Raw genomic sequence first — 22,843 nt, 5'->3', positions numbered from 1 at the left:
CAAAGAATCGCTTTTCTTATGCTAGCAGGCCCCTAACATGGGCATCTGCGCAGCCGCGCCTTCCCTCGTTTTCGCAGGACCTTCCGTGCATCTTTCCAAACGCCATTCCCTCCTCGCGCTCGGCGCCTTGTGCTGCGGCCTTCTCACCGGTCCGACCGGCGCATTCGCCCAGGACGCCTGGCCCGCCAAGCCGGTGCGCATCGTCGTCCCGTTCGCACCCGGCGGCAGCAACGACGTGATCGCGCGCCGGCTCGCGCAGCGCCTGGGCAGCACCCTGGGCCAGTCGGTGGTGGTCGACAACCGCGCCGGCGGTGGCAGCACCGTCGGCAACCAGCTCGTGGCCAGTTCGCCGGCCGATGGCTATACCTTCCTGTTCGTCTCCGGTTCGCTCGCGACCACCGCCGCAGTGCAGAAGACGCCCTACGACCCGGTCAAGGCCTTCGAGCCGATCTCGCGCGTGGCGAGCGCGCCGTTCGTGGTCATGACGCGCGAAGGCTTTCCCGCGAAGAACGTGCAGGAGCTGATCGCGTACGCGAAACAGAACCCGGGCCGGATCAACTACGGCAGTGCCGGCCTCGGCGACAGCACGCAGCTCGCGACCGAGTTGTTCAACCACACGGCGGGCATCAGGATGACCGGCGTGAACTACAAGGGCATCGCACCCGCCCAGCTCGACATGCTGGCCGGCCGCATCGACCTGGTCGTCACGACGATCGCCGCGGTGCGCGGCACGGCGGCCGAGAAGTTGCCCATGCTTGCCTTCACCAGCGAGCAGCGCGACCCCGACCACCCCTCCATTCCGACGGTCAGGGAGGCGGGGCTGGACTACGTGGTGGAGGTGTGGTGGGGCCTGTTCGCTCCGGCCGGCCTGCCGCCGGCGATCCGCGACCGCATGAACCGCGAGGTCGCGGCGATCTGCGCCGACAAGGAGTTCGCGAGCTTCCTCAAGACGGCCGGCGCGGTTCCCGCCCCGTCGACGCCGCAGGCGCTGCGCGAGCTGGTGGCCAAGGACGTGGCACGCTGGACGCAGACCGCGCAACGTGCCGGCCTGCAATGAGGAGCCTGCGGTGAACCTGCCTGCCGATTCCAACGCCGGGCCGCTGGCCGGGGTGCGCATCCTCGACCTGAGCGGCTACATCGCCGGTCCCTATGGCTGCACGCTGCTGGCCGACCAGGGCGCCGACGTCATCAAGATCGAGCCGCCCGAGGGCGACAACCTGCGCAAGTACCCGTCCACGCTCGCCGCCGAAGGCCGTGCCTTCCTGGGCGTGAACCGCGGCAAGCTCGGCGTCGCGCTGGACCTGAAGAACCCGCGGGGCCGCGAGGTGCTGCTGCGGCTGGTGCGCGATGCGGACGTGCTGGTGCACAACTTCCGCCCCTCCGTGCCCGCGCGGCTCGGGATCGCCTACGAAAGCCTGCGCGAGGTGAACCCGCGGCTGGTCTACTGCAGCCTCACCGGCTACGGCGAGAGCGGGCCGATGCAGCACCGGGCCGGTTACGACCAGGTGCTGCAGGCGATGACGGGGATCTGCGCCATGCAGGGCCCGCCCGGCCAGCCGGAGATCGTCTACGGCTCGGTGGTGGACTACTACGCGGCAGCGCTGCTCGCCGGCGGCGTCTCGTCCGCACTGTTCCAGCGCGAGCGCACCGGCCAGGGCCAGTCGGTCCACATCTCGCTGCTGCGCAGCGCGCTGGCCATGCAGTCGGCGCGCCTGGTGTGGAGCGAGGGAGAGGGCCGCGACGTCTACCGCGACATGCGCTCCGGCGGCATCACCGGGCTGCACCCGACGCGCAGCGGCAGCCTGTACATCTCCGCCAACACCCCGCACTTCTGGCAGGCCCTGTGCGAGCTGATCGGGCTGCCGCAGCTCGCCGCCGACGAACGCTTCGACTCGGTGCGCAAGCGCGCGCAGCGGGCGCAGGAGATCGTGCCGCTGATCCGCGAGGCGCTGCAGCAACGCACGGCGCTGGAATGGGAGGAGCTGTTCGGCGAACGCGTGCCCTGTGCGGCCGTGCGGCAGGTGGAGGACATGTTCGATCACCCGCAGGTCGCGGCCGAGGGCATGGTGCAGCGCTTCAGCCATCCGCTGGTGGGCAGCTACCGGGGGTTGGCGCGCGCGGTCACGTTCGATGCCGGCGAGGCCGGCCCGGCCCGTGCGGCGCCGACCTTCGGCCAGCATTCCGACGAGGTGCTGGAGCAGTGCGGCTACGGCCCCGAAGAGATCGCGCAACTGCGCGCGGCGGGGGCGCTCGGATGAAGCAGGGAGGAAACGGCATGAAGCCGTGGGAGTCTTATCTCGACGACGCGGACCGCGCGGTGCTGGCCCGCGGCCGCTTCGGAACCCGCATGGGCTTCGGAGCGCGTCCCGCCGTCGTGGTGATCGACGCGCAGCGCTACATGGTGGGCGAAGAGGGCGCCGATGCCGAGTGGCCCTCCAGCTGCGGCGACGTGGGGCGCGCCGCCGTGGGGCAGATCGCCGCCGTCGTGGGTGCCGCGCAGGCCAGCGGCGTGCCGTGCTTCTTCACCCGCTTCGAGCTGGAACGCGACGGCTCGGACATCGGTGTCTATGGCCGCAAGCGTGCGCTGCTGGAGAGCCCGAACTGGTGCCTGGCCGGCACACGCGGCGCGGAACTGGTGCCGCAACTGGAGCCCGGGCCGCGCGACCTGGTGTTCGTCAAGAAGAAGCCGAGCGGCTTCCACGGCACGCCGCTCCTGGGCTACCTGGTCGATCGCAAGGTCGACACGGTGATCGTGGTGGGCGGCGCCACCAGCAACTGCATCCGCGCCACCGTGTTCGATGCTTCCTCGTGGAATTTTCGCGTGATCGTGCCGCAGCAGGCGGTGTTCGACCGCATCCCGGTGTCGCACGCCATCTCGCTGTTCGACATGGACCGCCAGTTCGCGGACGTGGTCGACGCCGCCGAAGTCACTGCGTACCTGCAAGGCATCGGCGGCCACGCCGGGGGGACGGACCATGCGTAGCAAGCTGTTCGTTCCCGCCTCGCGTCCGGAGCTGTTCGCCAAGGCCCTCGCCGGCGCCGCCGACGCCGTGTCGTTCGACCTCGAGGACGCGGTGGAAGAGGGCGCCAAGCCGGCGGCGCGCACCGAACTCGTCAAGCTGTTCCAGGGCGGGCGCGCCGCCATGCACGGCAAGCTGGTGGTGGTGCGCGTGAATGCGGTGGAGACCTCGCACTTCGCGGCGGATCTCGAGGCGATCGCCTGCGAGGCGGTGGATGTGCTCAACCTGCCGATGGTGGAAAGCGCGGCCACGGTCCGCGATGCCGTCAGCGCGCTGGAGCGCATCGAGCAGCGCCGCAGCCTGTCTGCCCGTATCGGCATCCTGGCCAACATCGAGTCGGCACGGGGGCTGCGGCTGGCGGCGGAGATCGCGACGGCACACCCGCGCGTCATGGGCCTGCAGATCGGCTTCGGCGATCTCTTTTCGCCGCTGGGCATCCCGATGGGCGAACCGTTCGCCAGCCAGGCCGTGCGCTTCGCGGTGCGGCTGGCCGCCGGCGAGGCCGGCATCGCCGCCTACGACGGCGCCTACGTGGACATCCGCAATCCCGACGGCTTCGTGCGCGAGGCGAAGACGGCGCAGCAGATGGGATTTGCCGGCAAGAGCTGCATCCATCCGACGCAGATCGCCCTGGCGAACGATGTGTTCCGGCCCAGCCAGGAAGAGATCGCGCATGCGCTGCGCGTGGTCGAGGCGGCCCGCGACGCTCTGGCGCGCGGCGTGGGGGCCTTCACCGTCGACGGCAAGCTGGTCGACGGCCCGTTCATCACGCGCGCGGAACACCTGGTGGCGCTGGCGCGCCGCCTGGGCCTGCTGCCGGACTGAGCCGGTCCGCACCTTCCACGAACACGCACAGGAGACACCATGCACCTCTCTCTTTCCCGCCGGCGCCTCGTGGCCGCTGCCGTGGGCGCGGCGGCCTTCGCTGCCGCCGGCCCGGCCCTGGCCCAGGAGTCCTATCCTTCCCGCCCGATCACGATCGTGGTGCCCTATCCCCCGGGCGGCTCGAACGACGTGTTCGCCCGCGCGATCGGCAAGCGCCTGTCCGAGGCGCTGGGGCAGCCGGTGGTGATCGACAACAAGCCCGGTGCCGGCGGCACGCTGGGCACCAGCATCGTGGCCAAGGCTGCGCCCGACGGCTACACGCTGGGTGCGGTGTCCTCCAGCTTCGTCACCAATGCGGCGGTGCAGCCCCGGCTGCCCTTCGATCCGATGAAGAACCTGACGCCGGTGGCGATGATGGCGCGCGGCCCCTTCGTGGTCGCCGTGCGCGCCGACCTGCCGGTGAACACCCCGGCCGACCTGGTGGCGCTGGCGCGCAAGCAGCCGGGCAAGATCAACTACGCGTCCTCCGGCCCCGGCAGCACCAACCAGTTCGCCACCGAACTGCTGAAGAACAAGGCGCAGATCTTCCTCACGCACATCCCGTACCGCGGCATGGCGCCGGCCACCACCGACCTGATGGCCGGAACGGTGGACCTGCTGATCGCCAGCGGTCCCTCGCTGCAGCCGGCGCTGCGCTCGGGCAAGGCACGCGCGATCGCGGTCACCAGCCTGAAGCCCTCCGTCGCGGCGCCCGGGCTGCCGCCGATGGCCGATGCCGCGCCCGGCTTCGAGTTCTCGATCTGGTGGGGCTTGCTGGCGCCCGGCGGCACGCCCGACGCCGTGGTGCAGAAGCTCAATGCCGCCGTCAACCGCATCGTGCAGACGCCGGAGATGCGCGAGTTCTTCCTGCGCGAAGGTGCCGAGCCGGCGCAGCTCGGTGCGGCGGACTTCGCGGCCGAAGTGCGGCGCGCGATCCCCTACTGGCAGGACATCGCCCGCAGCGCCGGCATCCAGGCGGAATGAACGCGCACGCAAGCATGCCGGCGATGCCCCCGGGGGCCTGCGACGCGCACCTGCACGTCTTCGACCCGCGCTTCCCGGAGCTGGCCGGCCCCATGCTGACCGCCACGCCGCAGCGGGCCACCGCGGCCGACTACCGGGCGCTGCAGGAGCGCATGGGCACCACGCGCGCGGTCGTGGTGCAGCCGCGGGTCTACGGCAGCGACAACCGCTGCACGCTCGACGCCATCGCGCAACTCGGGGCGGCCGACACCCGCGGCATCGCGGTGGTGCAGCCGGACGTCGACGAGGCCACGCTGGAAGCGCTGCACGCCGGCGGCATCCGCGGCGTGCGCATGACCCTGCACGCCGCTGCCGGTGCGCCTACGCGCATCGAGATGCTGGAGCCGCTGGCGGCGCGCATCCACCCCTTCGGCTGGCACCTGCAGCTGCATTTGCAGGCCGACCAGATCGCCGGGCACGCCCGCGCGATCGGCCGGCTGCCGTGCCCGGTGGTGTTCGACCACCTGGCGCGGCTGCCGCCCGGGCGCGTGGGGCTGGCCCACCCCGCGTTCGACTTCGTGCGCGGCATGCTGCAGGACGGCCGCGCCTGGCTCAAGCTCAGTGGCCCGTACCTGAACACGCTCGAAGGAGGCCCGGGCTTCGCCGACACGGTGGCCGTCGCGCAGGCCTGGGTGGCCGCCGCGCCGGATCGCCTGGTCTGGGGCAGCGACTGGCCGCACGCGACGGAGCAGGCGCACCCGCCCGACACGCTGGGCCTGTGCGACCTGCTCGCTGCCTGGGTGCCCGACGCGCAGTTGCGGCAGCGGATCCTGGTCGACAACCCCGCGGCGCTCTACGGCTTCGCGCCGGCGCAGCCCTGAGCCCGAACACACACACTCTCCCTCACCAAAGAACATGGCCCTGAATCGCCGCCTCTTCTGCGCCGCCGCCAGCCTGCCCTGGGCCGCGCGCGCCCAATCCGACTACCCTGCACGCCCGGTGAAGGTGATCGTGCCGATTGCCGCCGGCCAGTCGACCGACATCCTGGCCAGGCTGGTGGGCGACCAGCTCGCACGCGCACTGGGCCAGCCCTTCGTGATCGACAACAAGCCCGGTGCCGGCACCCGCCTGGGCACCGACGTCGCCGCCAAGGCCCCGGCCGACGGCTACACGCTCGTGATGGCCACCAGCGGAGGCTTCGCGGTCGCGCCGGCGATCTATGCCAAGCTGCAGTACCGGCCGGTGGAAGACTTCGCCCCGATCAGCAACCTGGGCACGGTCACGCAGACCCTGGTCACGGCGGCCCACGCGCCGTGGAACAACCTGCAGCAGTTCCTGGCGGCGGCGCGCAAGTCGCCCATGAACTACGCCTCGGCCGGCGCCGGCTCGACCTCGCACCTCACGACCGAGGCGTTCCTGGCGCAGGCCGGCGTGTCGATGGTCCATGTGCCCTTCAAGGGCACGGCGGAGGCGCAGCCGCAGGTGATCAGCGGCGACATCCAGGTCATGTTCGATGCGCTGCCGGCGGTGCTGCCCCAGATCAAGGCCGGCAAGCTCAAGGTGCTGGGCGTGGGCTCGGCGCAGCGTTCGCCGTACCTGCCGGGCGTGCCCACGATCGCGGAGCAGGGCCTGCCCGGATTCGAGGCGATCGGCTGGATCGGCCTTGCTGCGCCGGCCCGGACGCCGCCGGCGATCCTCGACCGGCTGAACGCGGAACTGCGCCGCATCATGGCGAGCGCCGAAATGCGCGACAAGCTGCACGCGCTCAGCTTCAATCCGGCGGAGGGCAGCCGCGAGGAGTTCGCCCGCTTCATCGCCGCCGACATCGCGAAGTGGAACCGCGTGGCCCGCACGGCCAACATCAAGCCGGAGTGAAGGGGCTGCCGGGGCCGCCGGCCTGATGCCGGCGAGCGGCGACGCCGCCGCGGTTTGCGGCAGCACCTCGAACCCTTCCGCCAGGCCGCCGCTCAGGGTCACTTTCCCGCAGGCGCCTTGCCACGCTGCCTGGCAGCGGCGGAAAAGAGCCAGGCTGCAAGGGCCGCGGCGCCGCCCGCGAGCATCACGCTGGCCAGCGCCGCCAGCACGAACAGCGCGCCGAACCACTGCAACGGTGCCACCGGTTCGTGCAGCAAGGCGATGCCCGCGAGCAGTCCGATCACGGGAACGCCCAGGCTGAAGGGTGCGACCCGGCTGGCGGGAAAGCGCTTGAGCAGGCCGGTCCAGAGGCTGTAGCCCAGGTCCGATGCGGCCCAGCCGAGGAACGCGATCGCGGCCCAGCCCTGCCACGGCGCCTGCGACCACTTCGCCGAGGCGCCGGGCGGATCGAATAACCAGCTCAGTGCGGCGAAGGGAAGCACCGAGACGCCGCTGCTCCACACCACGAAGGACAGCGGAGCGAAGGCCGTGGCCTCCTGCCGCGCCTTGCGCACGACGATGTTCGAGACCGACCACAGGACCGCGGCCACGAGCGTCAGCGCCAGTCCCGCGCCGGTGACCGGCCCGTTGGCGGGTGCCTGCCACACCTGCGCGGCAAAGCAGGCCAGCCCGGCGCCGGCGAACAGCATGCCGATCTTCAGGCCGGTGCCGATGCGCTCGCGCAGCAGCGAGGCGCCGAGGAAGGCGCTGAAGAACACCTGCGTCTGCAGCAGCACCGATGCGAGCGCTGCCGTCATGCCGACCTGCAGCGCGAGGAAGAGGAAGCCGAACTGGCCGATTCCCTGCGTGAGGCCGAAGGCGAAAACCCAGCGCGCGCGGGTCGACGGCGGGCGCAGCACCAGCGCGAGCGGCAGGAAGGCGAACAGGAAGCGGCCCACACCCAGCTGGAACGGCGTGAAGCTCGCGAGGCCGACCTTCATCACGACGAAGTTGATGCCCCACACGCCGATCACCAGCAGGATGGCCGCGAGGTCTCTCGCCTTCAGCGGTGCTCCCTCGCCCACGTTACGCCGCCTTGACGACGGAGTGGGCGATGAGCGCCAGGCTGCCGAGGAACATCAGCACCAGCACGAAGGCGACGAGGATCAGCACCAGGGGGCTGCCGCGTTCGTGGATGGTGGCCATGTCCTGGCGGCGGCCGAGGCCGATGAAGCTCCAGAGCACGGTCTGGATCTGGCGAACGAGGTTCACGGAAAAGCTCCTCAACGTAGCCGCTGGACATCCAGCGCGGTGACCCGGGAGGCCGGATTGCCCCAGGCCCCGCGGACGAACGAGGCCACGGCGGCAACCTCGTCATCGTTCAGGCTCTGGCCGAAGGGCGGCATCCCGTAGGGTCGCGGATTGCCGCCCGTGGTGGGCGGGAAGCCGCCGCCCAGGATCACCTTCACCAGGTTCGCGCTGCTGCCCATGGTGACGGTGCGGTGGCCGGCCAGGGCGGGGTAGGCGCTGCCGCGCCCCTCGCCCTGCGCGCCGTGGCATTCGGCGCAGCGATCCTGGTAGATCTTCTCGCCGAGCGCGAGGACGTCACGCGAGGCGGGCTCGCTGGCGCGCGCTGGCGGCGCCTGCTGCGGCAGTTCGCGCAGGAAGCTGGCGATCGCCCACAGGTCCTTGTCCTCCAGGTGCTGCGTGCTGCCGAACACCACTTCGGCCATCGGCCCGACGGTCGCGCCGCGCGCGCTGGTGCCGTCCTTCAGCAGGCGGACGATTTCTTCCCCGCTCCAGCCCTGCACGCCGGCCTCGCCGGGCGCGGCGAGGGAGGGTGCATACCAGTTCTGCAGCGGGATCAGGCCGCCACCGAGTTCGCGGTCTTCCTGCGTCGCGCCGAAGGCGTTGCGGGGTGCGTGGCAGGCCTGGCAATGTCCGAGGCCGCGCACCAGGTAGGCGCCGCGATTCCACTCGGCCGACTTCGCCGCTTCAGGATGGAAAGTCGCCGGCGAAAAGAACAGCGCCCGCCAGACCGCCAGCGCGGCCTGCGTGTTGTACGGGAAACGCAGGTCGTGCGCGCGCGTCGCCTGCCGCACGGGAGCCTGGCTGCGCAGGAAAGCGTACAGCGCGTCCGAGTCCTCGCGCGTGACCAGCGTGTAGTCGGGGTACGGAAAGGCGGGGTAGAGCAGGCGGCCGTCGCGCGAGCGGCCGTGGTGCAGGGCGCGCCAGAAGTCGGCGGCGCTCCAGGCGCCGATGCCGGTTTCGCGGTCGGGCGTGAGGTTGCCCGCGTACACCGTGCCGAAGGGCGTGGCGATGCCCTTGCCGCCGGCATAGGCGGCGCCGCCCCGGTCGGTGTGGCAGGCGGCGCAGTTGCCGGCCCGCGCCAGATAGGCGCCGCGCGCCAGCAGCTCCGGTGTCGGGGCGCGGGCAGCCGCGGCAGCCGACGGGTCCTCTTCGCCGCGCACGTTGAGCCAGGCCACTGCCGCGGCCAGGCCGAGGACGAGCGACAGCACGATGGCGGCGACGCGTGCCGGGCGCGATCGCAAGGCTGTCATCGCGCAGCACTCCCGCACTCGAGGGGCAGGTTCGCAGCGGCGCTGGCGGCCGGCGCGGGGCCGGCATTCACCGGCTGCGCGGACAGCCAGGTCGCCATGGCCGTGACGTCCTGCGCCGACAGGCGCTTTGCGACTTGCGCCATGCAGTCGGGGGCGGCTGCGCGGCGCTCGCCGGTGCGCCAGGCGCCGAACTGCGCCAGGATGTAGTCGCGCGGCAGGCCGAGCAGTCCGGGGGTGGCAGGTGCGATCCCGGTCATCGCCTGGCCGTGGCACTGCGCGCACGCGGGAATCCCCAGCGCCGCATCGCCCTGCCGCACCAGTTGCTCGCCGCGTGCCAGCAGCGCGGCGGGCGCATGCGTCGTCTGCGGCGGCGGGTAAGGCAGTTCGAGCGCGGAGAAGTGGTCGGCGATCTCGCGCAGGTAGGCATCCGACATCTGGTCCAGCAGGTAGGCCATGGTCCCGTTGCGCCGCCGGCCCTCGCGGAAGTTCACGAGCTGGTTGTAGAGGTAGCCGGCCGGCTTGCCGGCGATGCGCGGGAAGAAGCCGGAGTTGGTGGCGCGGCCTTCCTTGCCGTGGCAGGCAACGCAGGCCTGCATGCGCTGCGCCATGGTGTCGGGCGGCGGGGCGGCCACGGCGCTGGCGCTCGCCAGCAGAGCGGCCGCCAGTGCCGGCACGACGCGATGCAGGGAGGACGGGAGGACTTTCATGGTGGACCCACAGTGTCCCCCCGCGGCGTCCCGGCGGTAAGACACAGATGCCGAAGAAAAGACCGTAGCAGACGGGTTTCGCAGGGGATTCGCGGGTGGAGCGGCCCGAACAGCTCAGAGGCGGAAAATGCTCGCCCGGCCATATCAGACAGGTGCGATGAAGAAGTACGAACGACTGGCGCAGGACATCGAGACGATGATCGCCGCCGGCACCTTGCGCGCCGGGGACCGCCTGCCTTCGGTGCGGGAGTCGGTGGCCAGCCGCGGCGTGAGCCCCTCCACGGTGTTCGAGGCCTACTACCTCCTGGAGTCGCGCGGCGCGGTGGAGGCGCGCCCCCGCGCCGGGTACTTCGTCGCGCAGCGGATCACGCCGCGCGGCCAGGAACCGCTGCTGACGCAGCCCACCTCCGGGCTGCGCGAAGTCGCGGTGAACGACCTGGTGCTGGGCGTGCTCGGCTCGGTGCGCCAGCGCGACGTGATCCCCCTCGGTTCGGCCTTTCCCAATCCGGCGCTGTTTCCCCTCGACCGGCTGGCGCGCGGCATGGGCGCCGCGATGCGCAAGCTGCAGGCGCAGGAAGTGCTCGAGAACCTCTCGCCCGGCAACCAGGAGTTGCGGCGGCAGATCGCATTGCGCTACGTGTCCACCGGCACGCTGGCCAGCGCCGAGGAGATCGTCGTGACCAGCGGCGCCATGGAGGCGCTGAACCTGTGCCTGCAGGCCGTGACCCGGCCCGGCGACGTGGTGGCGATCGAGGCGCCCGCCTTCTACGGCTGCCTGCAGGCGCTGGAGCGGCTGCAGCTCAAGGCGGTGGAGGTCGCGACGCACCCGCGCCATGGCGTGCAGGTCGAGGCGCTGGCCGCGGTGCTGCAGCAGCATGACGTCAAGGCCTGCTGGTTCATGCCGACCTTCCAGAATCCCATGGGCGCATCGATGGCGCAGGAGCAGAAGAAGGCGATGGTGGAACTGCTCACCCGGCAGCGCGTCCCGCTGATCGAGGACGACGTCTATTCCGAGCTCTATTTCGGCATGCGCCGGCCCTTGCCGGCCAAGTCCTTCGATCGCGAGGGCTGGGTGCTGCACTGCAGCTCGTTCTCCAAGAGCCTCGCGCCGGGCTACCGCATCGGCTGGGCCGCCGCCGGACGCTTCGCCGCCCAGGTCGAACGGCTGAAGCTCTCGAGCACGCTCTCGGTGGCCGTTCCGTCGCAGGTGGCCGTGCTGCATTTCCTGCAGCACGGCGCCTTCGACAAGCACCTGCGGGGCCTGCGCGGCACGCTGGCGGCGCAGCAGCAGAAAGCGGTGCGGCTGGTGGCGAAGCACCTGCCGTCGGGCACGCGCGTGACGCAGCCGGAGGGCGGCTATTTCCTCTGGCTCGAACTGCCGGAGGATGTCGATGCGCTGCAGCTGCACCGCCTGGCGCTGTCGCAGAACATCAGCCTGGCGCCCGGCCACATCTTCTCCGCCGACCAGCGCTTTCGCCACCATGTGCGCCTGAACTACGGGCACCCCTCACCCGAGCAGCTCGAGCCGGCGCTGCGCACGATCGGGCGCCTGGCGGCGCGCATTCGCAGCGCGGACCGCTGACGGCGCAGGGCGCGTGCTCGCCCGTTCACCGCTGCAGCCGCCGGTACGCGTTGAAGTGCCGCAGCGCGCCGCGCAGGTCGCCGGCCTGCTGGTGCAGTTGCGCCAGGTTGAAGTGCGCGTCGGCCAGCGAGGGGTCCAGCGCCAGGCTGCGTTCGTAGCTGGCCGCCGCCTCCTCGAAGCGCTCCAGGTGGTCCAGGGCCACGCCGCGGTTGTAGTGCAGCAGCGCGGAGCCGGCGCAGTGCGCCAGCGCGGCATCGGACAGCCGCAGCAGTTCGGCATGTCGGCCCGCGGCGGCCCACATCGCGCCCAGGTTCAGGTACGCATCCTCCAGCTCGGGCGCCGCGGCCAGGGCCTGGAGATACGCGGCCTCGGCGGCGGCGGGATCGCTGTCTTCCAGCGCCAGGGCGCGCTCGAACAGCGACTGCGCATCGGCCGCTTCGGCCTGCGGCGAGGGAGCGCGTTCCAGGATGGCGACGCTGCCGGCCACCGGCGCCACGTCGAAGTCCAGCAGCATCTGCCCCGTGTCGGAGCGCCACTGGCCGCTGCGGTCGCGCACCGCGATGTCGGCGCCGATGGCGGTGATGCGCAAGCCGGTCAGCGGCAGCTCCGCGGGCAGGGTGGACTTGAGCCGCGCCAGCGAGCGCAGGATGCGCCGCGGCGGGATGCTCTGCGCCTGCAGCGCGTGCGCGGTGCGCAGCAGCGCGAGGTCCTGGAAGGTGAAGCGCCACTCGTTGCGCCGGCCGCGCGTCGGCGTGACGAAGCCCGCCTCGATCAGCCCGGCCACGATGTGGCGCGACAGCCCCAGCATCGCCTGCACGCGCCGCACCGTGAAGGTGGAGGCCTCGCCGTCGGCGCTCACCGGCTCACTTGCGTGCGCGCGCCTTGGCCGGCGCGGGCTGCGCGACGCGTGCCGCTGCGACGGTCGTGGCAGCCGGCGTGGCCGCGCGCTTCGCACTCTTGCGTTCCCGCGTGGGGATGGCGGGCTGGGTCTCGATCGCCGGCACGCCGGCGGCCACCGGCGGCTTGCGCAGGCTGGCGCGCAGCGCCTCCATCAGGTCGATCACCTGCGCGGAGCCCTGCGGCTCCTGCGGCGCCGCCGCCACGATCTGCTTGCCGGCGATCTTCTCGTCGATGGCGGCCAGGATGCGCTTCTTCTCTTCGTCCACGTACTGCCGCGGGTCGTAGCTGTCGGTGGAGATCTGCTCGATCAGCTGCAGGGCCAGCTGCAGTTCGCCCGGCGAGACTTCCACCTGCTCGATGTTCAGCTCCTGCAGCGACCGGACCTCGTCCGCGTACAGCAGTTGCTGCAGCACGAGCCCGCCCTCGACCGGGCGGATCTGCACCACGTACTGCTTCGATTTCCAGGCCCAGCGCGCCAGCGCGCAACGGCCGCTGCGGCGCATCGCCTCGGCCAGCAGGGTGTAGGGCTTGGCGCCGCGCTTGTCCGGTGCCAGGAGGTAGGCCTTGTCGTAGAACAGCGGGTCCACCGAGTGGGCCGGAATGAAGGACATCACGTCGATGGTGGGGCTGCTGGATTCCTCCAGGGCCTTGAGCTCCTCCTGCGTGAAGAGCACGAAGCGGTCCTTCTCGAATTCGTAGCCCTTGACCATCTCCGAGCGGGCGACGACGCCCTGGTCCTTCTCGGAGACGTACTGCTGCTTCAGGCGCGAACCGTCCCGGGCGAGCAGGTTGAACTTGATCGCGCCGGAAGACTCCGTCGCCGAATACAGCTTCACGGGGATAGCCACCAGGCCGAAGCTCAGCGACAGCGACGCAATGGAACGGGCAGCCATGGGCAGACCTCTCGCGGGCCGGGGGATGCGCGGACACCGCACGCGGCCCTCGCGCGGTGGGACGCCATGGTAGGCCCGCCAGCCGCGCCTGTGAACCCCGTCGTGCGCTGCCGCCCTGAACGCGGGCAGGCCACGGCGCTTGCGGGCGAGCTCACTCCTTCTCGATGCCCGCGCCGCTGATGATCTTGCGCCACTTCTCGGACTCGGCGGCCTGGAACTTGCGCAGGTCCTCCGGCGTGCCGGCGAGCGTCTCGAAGCCGCTCTGGGCGTAGAAGGCCGCCACCGTCTGGCTGTGGTTCGCCTTGGCCAGGATGTCGTTGAGGCGCGAGACGACCGCCGGCGGCGTGCCGGCGGGGACGTAGGCGGCGAACCAGAAGCTGATGTCGTAGCCCTTCACGCCGGCCTCGCTGATGGTCGGCACCTCCGGCGCCAGCGGCGTGCGTTTCAGCGTCGACACGCCGAGCGCCTTCACCTTGCCGGCCTTCACCTGCGGCAGGCCCGTGGTCATGTCCGTGATCATCAGGTCGATCTGGCCGCCGATCAGGTCCGTCACGGCCGGCGGGTTGCTGCGGTACGGGATGCTCAGGATGTAGGTGCCGGTCATCTGCTTGAACATCTCGCCCGCGATGCGGCTGGACGAACTGCCGTAGCCGAAGGACAGCTTGCCGGGCTGCGACTTCGCCAGCTTGATCAGGTCCTGCACGCTGTGGACGGGCAGGTTGTTGTTGACGATCAGGATCTGCCCGCCCTTGGACAGCAGCGTGACCGGCTCGAAGTCCTTCACCGGGTCGTAGGGCAGCTTCTTGAACAGGTGCTCGTTCGCCGCATGGGTCGTGTTGGTGGTGATGAACACGCTGTAGCCGTCCTTGCTCGCCTTGGCCGCGGCCTGCGCGCCGATGAAGGCATTGGCGCCGGGCTTGTTGTCCACCAGCACCGGCTGCTTCGTCTCGTTGGTGACGGCCTGGCCCAGCGCGCGCGCCAGTTGGTCCGTGGCGCTGCCGGCGGCGAAGGGCACGATGAAGGTGATGGGCTTGTCCGGGTAGTCCGCCAGCGCGGCCAGCGGCGTGGCGGCGAGCAGGGCGGCAAGCAGGTGACGTCGGTTCATGGGCTGGTCTCCGATTGGATTTCGAGGGTGAGCAGGAGTCCCGACAGCGCCTTGCCGTGGCTGTCGAGGTTGAGGGATCCGTTGACGCCGCCATCCAGGACGTCGTCCAGCACGAAGTTCATGGCGTGCAGCCGCGGCAGCAGGTAGCGCCGCACGGCGCTGGGCCGCCGGTCCGCGAACAGGGCCGCCACGCGCTGCGCGGTGACCTGCTCCACCAGCAGCGGCCAGTGCTTCGCCTCGTAGGCGACGAGGGCGATCGACGAGCGATTGCCCTTGTCGCCCGTGCGCGCGTGGGCGAGCGCATGCAGCAGCACGCTGTTCATGGCACGAAGCTCCAGGTGGGTTGCAGCCAGTCGCGCGGCACGAAGCAGGAGTCGCTGGCGAGGCGCGGCGTCACGTGCGTGCGGACACCGCCGCCGCCGGCCGGCCCGCAGGTGTAGAGGGCCAGCACCTCGCGCGCCACGGCATCGGCTTCCTGCCGGTGCGACGACGCCGCCGCGATGCGCAGGCGCACGTCCTCGCGCGGCGGCAGGGCCTGGTGGTCCCACCAGTGGCCGGCGTCGTCCGCCAGCACGCTGGCGACGCCGATCAGGTCGGCCCGCAGCGCGAGGTGCGCCAGCCCGAGCTGCCGCAGCCGTTTGCGCACGATGTCGGCGGCCAGGCGCGCCCGCGCCGTCGCGTTGGGCCCCGCGTAGGAGATCTCTCCCTCGGCCAGCCAGCCGCCTTCGTAGCAGAGGGTCGCCTTGAGCGTGGGGGGACGGGGATGGCCGCGCACGCCCTCCACCCGGATGCGGTCCGGGCCGTCTTCGGCCAGCGCGGCTTCGCTGATGTCGGCGACGACGTCGGGCGTGAGATAGGCCGCCGGGTCGTGGATCTCGTAGAGCAACTGCTCGGTCACGGTGCGACGGTCGACGCAGCCGCCGGTGTCCGCCGCCTTGGTGACGACGAAGCGGCCGTCCGCGTGCATCTCCACGATCGGGAAGCCGGGATTCGCGACGCCGGGAACGTCCTTCACGCCGGGATCCGCGAAGTAGCCGCCCGTCACCTGTGCCCCGCATTCGAGCAGGTGGCCCGCCATGGTGCCGCAGGCGAGCCGGTCCCAGTCGTCGTCGGCCCAGCCGAAGTGGGCGAGCATCGGACCGAGCGCCAGCGACGGATCGGCAACCCGGCCCGTGACCACGACCTGGGCGCCTGCGCGCAGGGCATCGGCGATCTGCAGGGCCCCGAGATAGGCATTGGCGCTGACCAGGGGCTTGCCTTGCAGCGCGCCGGGCAGCAACTGGGCGACGCGCGCAGGGGGCAGGGCGGCGAGCAGGTCGTCGCCCTGCACGGCGGCGATGCGCAGGGGCGGCAGGTCCAGCGATGCGGCCAGCTGCTGCAGCCGGTGCGCCGCGCCGACGGGGTTGGCGGCGCCGAAGTTGCCCACGATGGGGATGCCGGCTTCAACGCAGTCGCGCAGCACGGGGGCGACGAAGCGCTCGAGCGAAGGCTCCCAGCCGCCGTCGGGCTCCTGCCGGCGCTTGAGTTGCGCCAGCGCCAGCGTCCGCTCGGCGAGCGTCTCGAACATGAGCACGGCGGGGCCGCCCGCGGCGCGCAGCGTCCGCACCACCGGCACGGCGGCGTCCCAGCGGTCGCCGGAGAAGCCGGCGCCGCAGCCGATGCGAAGCAGGGGCGGCGAACCAGGAGAAGAGGGCATGGCGTTCCAGGGGAAGTGCGGCGGCCGTGCGAAGCGAGGCCTGCGCGCATCTTCGACGCACCACCCTGCTGCGTAAAATGGAAAAATCGGATCGTTTCATCCATGCCTTCGATCAATCTGTCCTCGCGCGACCTGGAGGCCTTCCTGGCCCTGGCGCAGGCGCAGCACTTCACCCGCGCCGCGGAGCGCTGCCACCTGTCGCAGAGCGCGTTCAGCCAGAAGATCGCCCGCATCGAGCGGACGGCCGGCGTGGCGCTGTTCGAGCGCTCCACGCGGCACGTGGCGCTCACGCCGGAGGGCGAGCTGTTCGCGGAGGAAGTCCGCCGCATCCAGCAGGACCTGCAGCACGCGCTGGCGCACCTGAACGAGCTCGCCACGCGGCGCGTGGGCAAGGTGGCCGTCGCCGCGCTGCCCTCGGTGGCCGCCGTCTGGATGCCGCAGGCGATCGCGAGCTACCGCGACCGGCACCCGAACATCCGCATCGAGCTGTTCGACACGCTCGCCGCCGGCGGCCTCGCCCTGCTGCGCGAAGGGCGGGTCGACCTGGCGATCACCGCCGGCGGCGAACTCCCCGAATTCGACGTGCAGGAACTCAAGCGCGAGCGCTTCCACCTGGTCTGCCCCGGCACGCACCGGTTCGCCGGCAGGCGCAGCGTGGCGCTGTCGGAGCTCGAAGGCGAGGAGATCGTGCACCTGGCGCGCAGCAGCAGCGTGCGCCAGCACCTCGAAGCGGCGGGCGTGACGGCCCGCACCGGTGCGCTCGAAGTCGAGCACCTCGCCACCGTGGCGGCGCTGGTTGCGCAGGGGCTGGGCGTCAGCGTGGTGCCGGAGCTCACGCTGTTCCACTTCCTGCGCAGCGGCCTGGCCAGCGTGCCGGTGCGCGACCGGGCGCTGCGCCGTCCGATCCTGCTGGCGCGCCGCAAGGGCAAGGCCCTGTCGGTGGCCGCGCGGGCCATGGTGGAAGCGATCGTGGCGCAGGCGCGGCGGTGATGCGCGCCGGCGCGGTGGTGCGCAGCGCCCGTCAGCGGCGCCCGCCGTACATCCTGCCGCCGCGGCCGACGGCCCCGCGCTGCCCGTGGTGGTGCACGCCGTGGGCGTGATCACGCCGCTCGCCACAGCACAGGAAACTGCCGGAGAACCAGAACGCGTCGTACCCGGAGGGGCCGTAGGCATACGGATAGCCGCCGTACGGATAGGCATACGGAGGTCCCGGCACGGCGACCGCGCAGCCGGCGAGCGCGGCGCACAGCGCCAGCGGCAGGAGAAGGGATTTCATGCGCACCTCCTCTCGGCAACATTGCGGTCGCCCTGCAGGCTTCATACCCCTCGCGCCGCCGCAGCACAAGTGCTGGTGTCCTGTCTCACCCCGGGCTGCCCCTAGATATTTGTGGGACAGGAGACTAGCTCGAGCGCTTCTTGGCTGCCGCGCGTTTCGGCGTCGTGGTCCTTCCCCGCGCACGCGTTTCGGCGCCGTTGCCCGCTGCGTCCTTCGGTGCATCTCCGCCTGCCTGATGCGTGGCGGCATCGTCGACCGCGAGAGGACCTTCGAACGTGCCCTCCAGGCTCTCGATGCGCACCGGGTCGCCTCGGCCCGGCATGAACACCTGCAGGCCCAGCGGCCCGCTGGCGACGCGCACGCGCACGCTCGCGGCGCCCACTTCCGGGCGGTAGTCGTAGACGCCGAGCCGCCAGACTTCCGCCACCGAGTGCAGCCGGTGCGTGCCGAGGATGTTCCCGATCTGCTTCTTCAGGCCGTTCCGTTCCACCTGGATGGCGGTCACGCGCGCGAACAGCGCGTCCACGCCCCGTCGATCACCACCCGCGCGGCTGAGGTCGAACGCCTGCGTCAGCAGGACACCTTCCTGTTCGACCAGCGCCGACATGCGCGAGCGCAATGCCGCAATGCTGTCGTCCTGCCCCATAGACGCCCATCTTGGGACGTAACGCCGCCGTCACAGACGGTGGCGCTGCCGCCCGTTTGTCGGATACGGCCGACAAGCCAGGCCGCCGAGCTTGGCAGGCGCGCCCTTGACGCGCGTCAACGCCGCCGTGCGCCTCGGCACCGAGACTGCCCTGCTTGGCGAGCACAAGAGAAGACCATGAGCCAGCAGGCGCGTGAATCAGGCCCTCCCGGCGACGCGGACCGGGGCGGGCAGGGCAGCTTCGTCGTCGAATGGCGTGAAGGCTTCCGCACGGGCATCGCCGAAGTGGATGCGGAGCACCAGCAGCTCTTCGCGCTGGTCAAGGGACTGCAGCTGGCGAACGCGAAGCAGCGGCTGGAGGGCCTGGTCGACTACGTCGTCACGCATTTCACGCACGAGGAGGCGCTGATGGAGCGCAGCGGCTACCCGGGGCTGCAGCGCCACATCGAGATGCATGAACACCTGGCCATGCGGGTGAGCGAATTCCTGGTCGGCGGCACGGCCTGGTCCGAGGAGCGCGTGCAGGAGCTGCGCACCTTCCTCAACAAGTGGCTGGTGGCCCACATCGTCACGCACGACCTTCACTTCGGCCGCTGGTACCACGCCACCGGGCCGAGCACGCAGCCGCTGCCGCTGCGCGATGCGGGCGCCAGCCTGTTCGACCGCCTGTTCGGGCGGCGCTAGGGTGCGCCGCTGGGGCCGCCGCACGGCCCAGCGCTGCGTCACGGACTTCGTGGAGGGTCGATCGCCCGGCCATTCGACGACCCAGGCGCAGGACGGGTTTGTCCGCCTCCGGAAGTAAAGGAGGAGGCGCGGGCGCGGCATCAGCCAAGGCCCGTGCTCTCAACCGCGCCGGGGGACATGGAGTGAGGCGGACAAATCCGTCCTGCGCCGGACCAAGGGCCACCGCCTCAGTGGACACACACTGCGCCGGCTTCACTCCTCGTCCAGCGCAACGGTGCTGCGGTATTTGCGCTCAGGATGGCGGTGGGTGGTGCGTCAACTCCGCGCAGGTGTGCGCCCACGCGGGAATGACGGATATGTTGCGAACAGCGTGGAACGCTGCACTACCGCGAGCTACCCGAACAGCTTGGTCGCGATCGTCGTCACGTGCTTGCCCTGGTAGCGCGCCATGCCCAGTTCCTGCTGGCTCGGCATGCGCTCGCCCTTCGCGCCGGTGATGGTCGATGCGCCATAGGGGCTGCCGCCCTTGATCTCGTCGATGCCCATCTGGCTCTGCTCCGCATAGGGCAGGCCCACGACGACCATGCCGTGGTGCAGCAGCGTCGGGATGAAGGTGAGGATGGTGCTTTCCTGGCCGCCGTGCTGGGTGGCGCTGGAGCAGAACACCGAGCCGACCTTGCCGACCAGCGCGCCGGACATCCAGAGGGCACCGGTCTGGTCCAGGAAGTTGCGCATCTGTCCCGTCATGTTGCCGAAGCGCGTGCCGGTGCCGAAGATGATCGCGTCGTAGTTGGCGAGCTCCGCGGGCTGCGCCACCGGGGCCGGCTGGTTGGCCTTGCCGCCGGCCTGCCTGAACACGTCGTCGGGCACGGTTTCGGGAACGCGCTTGATCTCCACATGCGCGCCGCCGACCTGGCGTGCGCCTTCGGCGACGGCAGTGGCCATCGCCTCGATGTGACCGTAGAAGCTGTAGTACAGGACCAGGACCTTTGCCATCGCGTGCTCCGGGGTAGGGGAGCCGCAATCTAGCGCAAGGACGCTCTTCCTTTGGGGGCCCCCAGGCCCGCTGCACGAACCATGAAAAACGCCACCCGAAGGTGGCGTCGTCGTGGCTGGGCGGTGGCTCAGCTCAGGATCTCTTCGGCGAGGTCCGAGGCCTTCTCGGCGCCGGCGCGCACGTTGCGGATGTGGCGCTGGGTCTCGACCGGCAGCTGCGCCGTGTTGAGGCCGTCCCACTTGTTGCGGCCGCGGATCGACAGGTTGTAGTACACCGACACGCCTTCGCGGATCTTCGCGGCGCGCTGCTCGGGGGTGAGCGGCAGGTGCGCGACCTTGTCGGCGGCCCACTCGGCGCCGTCCTTCATGTACAGCGCCGCGGCGAACACGGCCTGCACCGGGTCGCTCGGGTTCTTCAGGCCGTAGCCCTTGGCCGTGCGCGGCTCGAACTGCGCCAGGCCGTGGCTGGTCACGCCGTTGCGGCCCTTGCCCTTGCGCGGCACCCAGGAGGTCTCGGCGTCGATCACGCCGTAGACGTCCTCGAAGGAGAGGCCGACTTCGTCCAGGCCCGCGCGTTCGGCAGCGGCCGCGGCCAGCAGCAGGCGCGACTCGTCGTCCAGCGTCTTCGTCTTCTCGCCGCCCCAGCGCACGGGAACCCACTTGATGCGCTGGCGCAGTTCCTTGTCGGAGGTGACGGCAAAGGCGGTGGCCGCGCGGATGGCGGGCGGCACGGCGGGGCTCTTGGCCGCGACGGCAGCGACGGCTTCGGCGGCGCTGGTCGTGACGGCAGCAGTGCTCTTGGCGACGGCGGCAGCGGCGCTCGTGGCGGCCTGGGCAGCGCCAGCGATCCGGCCCGTGGCGACGGGGGCGCCGGCCACGTCCGCGTCCGCGGCGGGAGCGGACGGAGTCACGTGGCTCGACAGCGTGGCGGCACCGGCAACCAGGGCGATGGCGGTGACGGACCAGACGGTAGAGGCAGTGATACGTTGCATGTCGGAGTAAGTACTGGGCTGTTTGTAGGAGACCACTGATAGAGGGGTGCGACAGCCCGAAGTTCGCCGCTGAGTCTGCGTTGTTACATCCCGGGGTAAGCTTCGTCCGACATGCGCCTGCTACTTGTGGAAGATGACACGATGATCGGCAAGGCCGTGCTCGATGTGCTGCGCTCCGAGCACTACGCGGTCGACTGGGTGCGCGACGGCGAGGCCGCCGATGCGGCGCTGCTGGCTGAGCAGTACGACCTGGTCCTGCTCGATCTGGGCCTGCCGAAGGCCGATGGCCTGCAGGTGCTGCGCAGCTTGCGCGGGCGCCGCGACGCGGTGCCCGTGCTGGTGGCGACGGCGCGCGATGCGATCGGCGACCGCGTGGCGGGCCTCGATGCCGGGGCCGACGATTACATCGTGAAGCCCTACGACACCGATGAACTGCTGGCGCGGGTGCGCGCCTTGCTCCGGCGCAGTGCCGGGCGCGGCGAGCCGGTGATCAGCCACAACGGCGTGGAGCTCAATCCGGCCACGCGCGAAGCACGCCTGAACGGCCAGCCGCTGGCGCTGTCGCCGCGCGAATGGGCGCTGCTCGAGCCGATGCTGCAGCGGCCGGGCGTGGTGTTCTCGCGCGCGCAGCTGGAACAGAAGCTCTATGGCTGGAAGGACGACATCAGCAGCAACGCGGTGGAGGTGTACGTGCACGGCCTGCGCAAGAAGCTCGGGGCCGATTTCATCCGCACGGTGCGCGGCCTCGGCTACGTCGTGCCGCGGGAGTGAAGGTGCAGGCGGCCGCTTCGTGGTCGCTGCGCCGCCGGCTGATGTGGCTGGTGCTGGCGGCGATCGGCGTCGTCACCATGCTGCAGGCGGCGAGTGCCTACCGCTCCGCCCTGCGCGAAGCCGATCGCATGTTCGACTTCCACCTGGAGGAGGTGGCCCGTTCGGTGCATGGCGGCGTGCCCTTCGCGCCGGGCGACGACGATTCCGAGTACTCGGTGCAGGTGTGGGGCGCCGACGGCTCGACCATCTACCGCTCCAACGGCCGCGAGCTGCCCTCGCAGGCCGTGCTGGGCTTCTCCGATTCGCGCATCAACGGCATCCGCCTGCGCATCTACACGCTGCAGACGCCGGAGCACACGATCCAGATCGCGCAGGACCTCGATGCACGCGAGGTGCGGGCGCGCGGACTGGCGGCGAAGGCGGTCACGCCGGTGCTGCTGCTGGCGCCGCTGCTGATGCTGGCCGTCGGCGCAGTGATCGGCGGTTCGCTCGCGCCGCTGGCCCGCATGCGGCGCCAGGTGGCCGCAAGGGCCGCGCGCGATCTCTCGCCGCTCAGCGCCGAAGGCGTGCCGGAGGAAGTCCAGCCGCTGGTGAGCGAGCTCAACGCCTTGTTCGCACGCGTGCAGGACACGCTGGAGGCGCAGCAGCACTTCGTGGCCGATGCGGCGCACGAACTGCGTTCGCCGCTCACCGCGCTGAAGCTGCAGCTGCAGGCCGCCGAACGCGCGCGCGACGAAGAGGCACGGCGCGCCGCCACCCAGCAGCTCGGTGCCGGCATCGAGCGCTCCATCGCGCTGGTCGAACAGCTGCTCGCGCTGGCGCGGCAGGAAGGCGCGGCCGAGGGTGAGGGCGAGCCGGTGGACCTGGAGGAACTCGCCCGCCAGTGCGTGTCCGCGCTGCTGCCGACGGCGCACGCGAAGCAACTGGACCTGGGGCTGGCCACCAGCGAGGCGGTGGTGGTGCAGGCCCCGCGCGAATCGCTGCACCTCATCCTGCGCAACCTGCTCGATAACGCGATCAAGTACACGCCGGCCGGCGGCCGCATCGACATCGGCATCGGACGCGATGCGCAAGGCGCCTGGCTCGCGGTGGACGACAGCGGCCCCGGCGTGCCCGAGGCCGATCGGGAGCGCGTGTTCGACCGCTTCTACCGCGTGCCCGGCACCGACGCGGCGGGCAGCGGGCTGGGCCTGGCCATCGTGCGCACGGTGGCTGAACGGCTGGGGGCGCAGGTGCGCCTGGTGCCATCGCCGACGCTGGGCGGGGCCCGCTTCGAGCTGCGCTTTCCCGCCCAGGCACCTTAAGCCTGTTCTAAGGCAGCGGCCGCACATTG

25 protein-coding genes are annotated in these 22,843 nt (G+C 71.1%); 12 read left to right on the top strand and 13 right to left on the bottom strand.

Going from position 1 to position 22,843, the window contains the following annotated elements:
• The first annotated feature begins 85 nt into the window (after window positions 1–85).
• The 7 genes from JI746_RS08705 to JI746_RS08675 are packed head-to-tail and all read left to right on the top strand — an operon-like array spanning window position 86 to window position 6,722.
• The gene (locus JI746_RS08705; protein ID WP_201688553.1) at window positions 86–1,057 is read left to right on the top strand and encodes a Bug family tripartite tricarboxylate transporter substrate binding protein; all 972 of its coding nucleotides are present in this window, start codon (window positions 86–88) and stop codon (window positions 1,055–1,057) included.
• A 10-nt stretch (window positions 1,058–1,067) separates the two neighbouring features.
• A complete protein-coding gene (locus JI746_RS08700; RefSeq protein ID WP_201688551.1) occupies window positions 1,068–2,258 on the top strand; it encodes a CaiB/BaiF CoA transferase family protein in 1,191 nt (396 codons plus the stop codon).
• Between the two features lie 17 nt (window positions 2,259–2,275).
• Window positions 2,276–2,983, top strand: coding sequence for a cysteine hydrolase family protein (locus JI746_RS08695; RefSeq protein WP_201688549.1), 708 nt, complete (start codon window positions 2,276–2,278; stop codon window positions 2,981–2,983).
• Complete coding sequence (locus JI746_RS08690) at window positions 2,976–3,845, top strand: HpcH/HpaI aldolase/citrate lyase family protein (RefSeq protein ID WP_201688547.1); 870 nt, start codon at window positions 2,976–2,978, stop codon at window positions 3,843–3,845. The genes JI746_RS08695 and JI746_RS08690 overlap by 8 nt, the downstream gene beginning before the upstream one ends.
• Window positions 3,846–3,884: 39 nt before the next feature.
• A complete protein-coding gene (locus JI746_RS08685; protein ID WP_201688545.1) occupies window positions 3,885–4,868 on the top strand; it encodes a tripartite tricarboxylate transporter substrate binding protein in 984 nt (327 codons plus the stop codon).
• Window positions 4,865–5,728 (top strand): amidohydrolase family protein, encoded by an 864-nt coding sequence (locus JI746_RS08680; protein ID WP_236599674.1) that lies wholly within the window; start codon window positions 4,865–4,867, stop codon window positions 5,726–5,728. Before JI746_RS08685 ends, JI746_RS08680 begins: the two co-directional genes overlap by 4 nt.
• 34 nt (window positions 5,729–5,762) lie before the next feature.
• Window positions 5,763–6,722: a Bug family tripartite tricarboxylate transporter substrate binding protein gene (locus JI746_RS08675; RefSeq protein WP_201688543.1), complete on the top strand. Its 960-nt coding sequence runs from the start codon at window positions 5,763–5,765 to the stop codon at window positions 6,720–6,722.
• 98 nt (window positions 6,723–6,820) lie between these two features.
• On the opposite strand, the gene JI746_RS08670 is transcribed toward JI746_RS08675, so the two are convergent.
• From JI746_RS08670 to JI746_RS08655, 4 genes are read right to left on the bottom strand one after another with little or no spacing between them, the layout of a single operon-like run.
• Window positions 6,821–7,786, bottom strand: a complete 966-nt coding sequence (locus JI746_RS08670) for an EamA family transporter (protein ID WP_330892970.1) — start codon at window positions 7,784–7,786, stop codon at window positions 6,821–6,823.
• Between the two features lies 1 nt (window position 7,787).
• On the bottom strand, window positions 7,788–7,973 hold the full coding sequence (locus JI746_RS27985; protein WP_201688541.1) for a DUF2970 domain-containing protein: 186 nt from the start codon (window positions 7,971–7,973) through the stop codon (window positions 7,788–7,790).
• An 11-nt stretch (window positions 7,974–7,984) separates the two neighbouring features.
• Window positions 7,985–9,262 (bottom strand): c-type cytochrome, encoded by a 1,278-nt coding sequence (locus tag JI746_RS08660; RefSeq protein ID WP_201688535.1) that lies wholly within the window; start codon window positions 9,260–9,262, stop codon window positions 7,985–7,987.
• Entirely contained in the window at window positions 9,259–9,969 is a 711-nt protein-coding gene (locus tag JI746_RS08655; RefSeq protein ID WP_201688533.1) for a c-type cytochrome, read from the bottom strand. Before JI746_RS08655 ends, JI746_RS08660 begins: the two co-directional genes overlap by 4 nt.
• A gap of 157 nt (window positions 9,970–10,126) precedes the next feature.
• Here JI746_RS08655 and JI746_RS08650 point away from each other — a divergent pair, with 157 nt between their 5' ends.
• Complete coding sequence (locus JI746_RS08650) at window positions 10,127–11,551, top strand: aminotransferase-like domain-containing protein (RefSeq protein WP_201688531.1); 1,425 nt, start codon at window positions 10,127–10,129, stop codon at window positions 11,549–11,551.
• Between the two features lie 25 nt (window positions 11,552–11,576).
• Here JI746_RS08650 and JI746_RS08645 read toward each other — a convergent pair whose 3' ends face one another.
• From JI746_RS08645 to JI746_RS08625, 5 genes are all read right to left on the bottom strand, one after another.
• Window positions 11,577–12,410, bottom strand: a complete 834-nt coding sequence (locus JI746_RS08645; RefSeq protein ID WP_201688529.1) for a tetratricopeptide repeat protein — start codon at window positions 12,408–12,410, stop codon at window positions 11,577–11,579.
• Window positions 12,411–12,414: 4 nt separating this feature from the next.
• Window positions 12,415–13,344 carry a non-homologous end joining protein Ku gene (ku, locus tag JI746_RS08640; RefSeq protein ID WP_201688527.1) on the bottom strand — a complete coding sequence of 310 codons (930 nt, stop codon included), beginning with the start codon at window positions 13,342–13,344 and terminating at the stop codon, window positions 12,415–12,417.
• 151 nt (window positions 13,345–13,495) lie between these two features.
• A complete protein-coding gene (locus tag JI746_RS08635) occupies window positions 13,496–14,449 on the bottom strand; it encodes a Bug family tripartite tricarboxylate transporter substrate binding protein (protein WP_201688525.1) in 954 nt (317 codons plus the stop codon).
• Entirely contained in the window at window positions 14,446–14,772 is a 327-nt protein-coding gene (locus JI746_RS08630) for an AtuA-related protein (RefSeq protein WP_201688520.1), read from the bottom strand. The genes JI746_RS08635 and JI746_RS08630 overlap by 4 nt, the downstream gene beginning before the upstream one ends.
• Window positions 14,769–16,145 (bottom strand): acyclic terpene utilization AtuA family protein, encoded by a 1,377-nt coding sequence (locus JI746_RS08625; protein ID WP_201688519.1) that lies wholly within the window; start codon window positions 16,143–16,145, stop codon window positions 14,769–14,771. The genes JI746_RS08630 and JI746_RS08625 overlap by 4 nt, the downstream gene beginning before the upstream one ends.
• Before the next feature lie 102 nt (window positions 16,146–16,247).
• Between JI746_RS08625 and JI746_RS08620 the strand changes: the two genes are divergently transcribed.
• Complete coding sequence (locus tag JI746_RS08620) at window positions 16,248–17,135, top strand: LysR family transcriptional regulator (RefSeq protein ID WP_201688518.1); 888 nt, start codon at window positions 16,248–16,250, stop codon at window positions 17,133–17,135.
• Between the two features lie 31 nt (window positions 17,136–17,166).
• Here the strand turns inward: JI746_RS08620 and JI746_RS08615 are convergent, their stop codons facing one another.
• Both JI746_RS08615 and JI746_RS08610 read right to left on the bottom strand, forming a co-directional pair.
• Window positions 17,167–17,421, bottom strand: a complete 255-nt coding sequence (locus tag JI746_RS08615) for a hypothetical protein (protein ID WP_236599673.1) — start codon at window positions 17,419–17,421, stop codon at window positions 17,167–17,169.
• 124 nt (window positions 17,422–17,545) lie between these two features.
• Window positions 17,546–18,067, bottom strand: a complete 522-nt coding sequence (locus JI746_RS08610) for a hypothetical protein (RefSeq protein WP_201688510.1) — start codon at window positions 18,065–18,067, stop codon at window positions 17,546–17,548.
• Between the two features lie 177 nt (window positions 18,068–18,244).
• On the opposite strand from JI746_RS08610, the gene JI746_RS08605 reads away from it, so the two are divergent.
• Window positions 18,245–18,751: a bacteriohemerythrin gene (locus tag JI746_RS08605; protein ID WP_201688509.1), complete on the top strand. Its 507-nt coding sequence runs from the start codon at window positions 18,245–18,247 to the stop codon at window positions 18,749–18,751.
• A gap of 393 nt (window positions 18,752–19,144) precedes the next feature.
• On the opposite strand, the gene wrbA is transcribed toward JI746_RS08605, so the two are convergent.
• Together wrbA and JI746_RS08595 are read right to left on the bottom strand one after the other, a co-directional pair.
• The gene (wrbA, locus tag JI746_RS08600) at window positions 19,145–19,747 is read right to left on the bottom strand and encodes an NAD(P)H:quinone oxidoreductase (RefSeq protein WP_201688506.1); all 603 of its coding nucleotides are present in this window, start codon (window positions 19,745–19,747) and stop codon (window positions 19,145–19,147) included.
• A 128-nt stretch (window positions 19,748–19,875) separates the two neighbouring features.
• On the bottom strand, window positions 19,876–20,739 hold the full coding sequence (locus JI746_RS08595; RefSeq protein WP_201688500.1) for a lysozyme family protein: 864 nt from the start codon (window positions 20,737–20,739) through the stop codon (window positions 19,876–19,878).
• Between the two features lie 111 nt (window positions 20,740–20,850).
• On the opposite strand from JI746_RS08595, the gene JI746_RS08590 reads away from it, so the two are divergent.
• Window positions 20,851–21,510: a response regulator gene (locus tag JI746_RS08590; RefSeq protein ID WP_201688498.1), complete on the top strand. Its 660-nt coding sequence runs from the start codon at window positions 20,851–20,853 to the stop codon at window positions 21,508–21,510.
• Between the two features lie 2 nt (window positions 21,511–21,512).
• The gene (locus JI746_RS08585; protein WP_201688496.1) at window positions 21,513–22,814 is read left to right on the top strand and encodes an ATP-binding protein; all 1,302 of its coding nucleotides are present in this window, start codon (window positions 21,513–21,515) and stop codon (window positions 22,812–22,814) included.
• Window positions 22,815–22,843 lie beyond the last annotated feature (29 nt).

This window comes from Ramlibacter alkalitolerans, from assembly GCF_016722765.1.
Classification (GTDB): domain Bacteria; phylum Pseudomonadota; class Gammaproteobacteria; order Burkholderiales; family Burkholderiaceae_C; genus Ramlibacter; species Ramlibacter alkalitolerans.
This window is presented reverse-complemented; position numbering and strand designations above follow the sequence as displayed.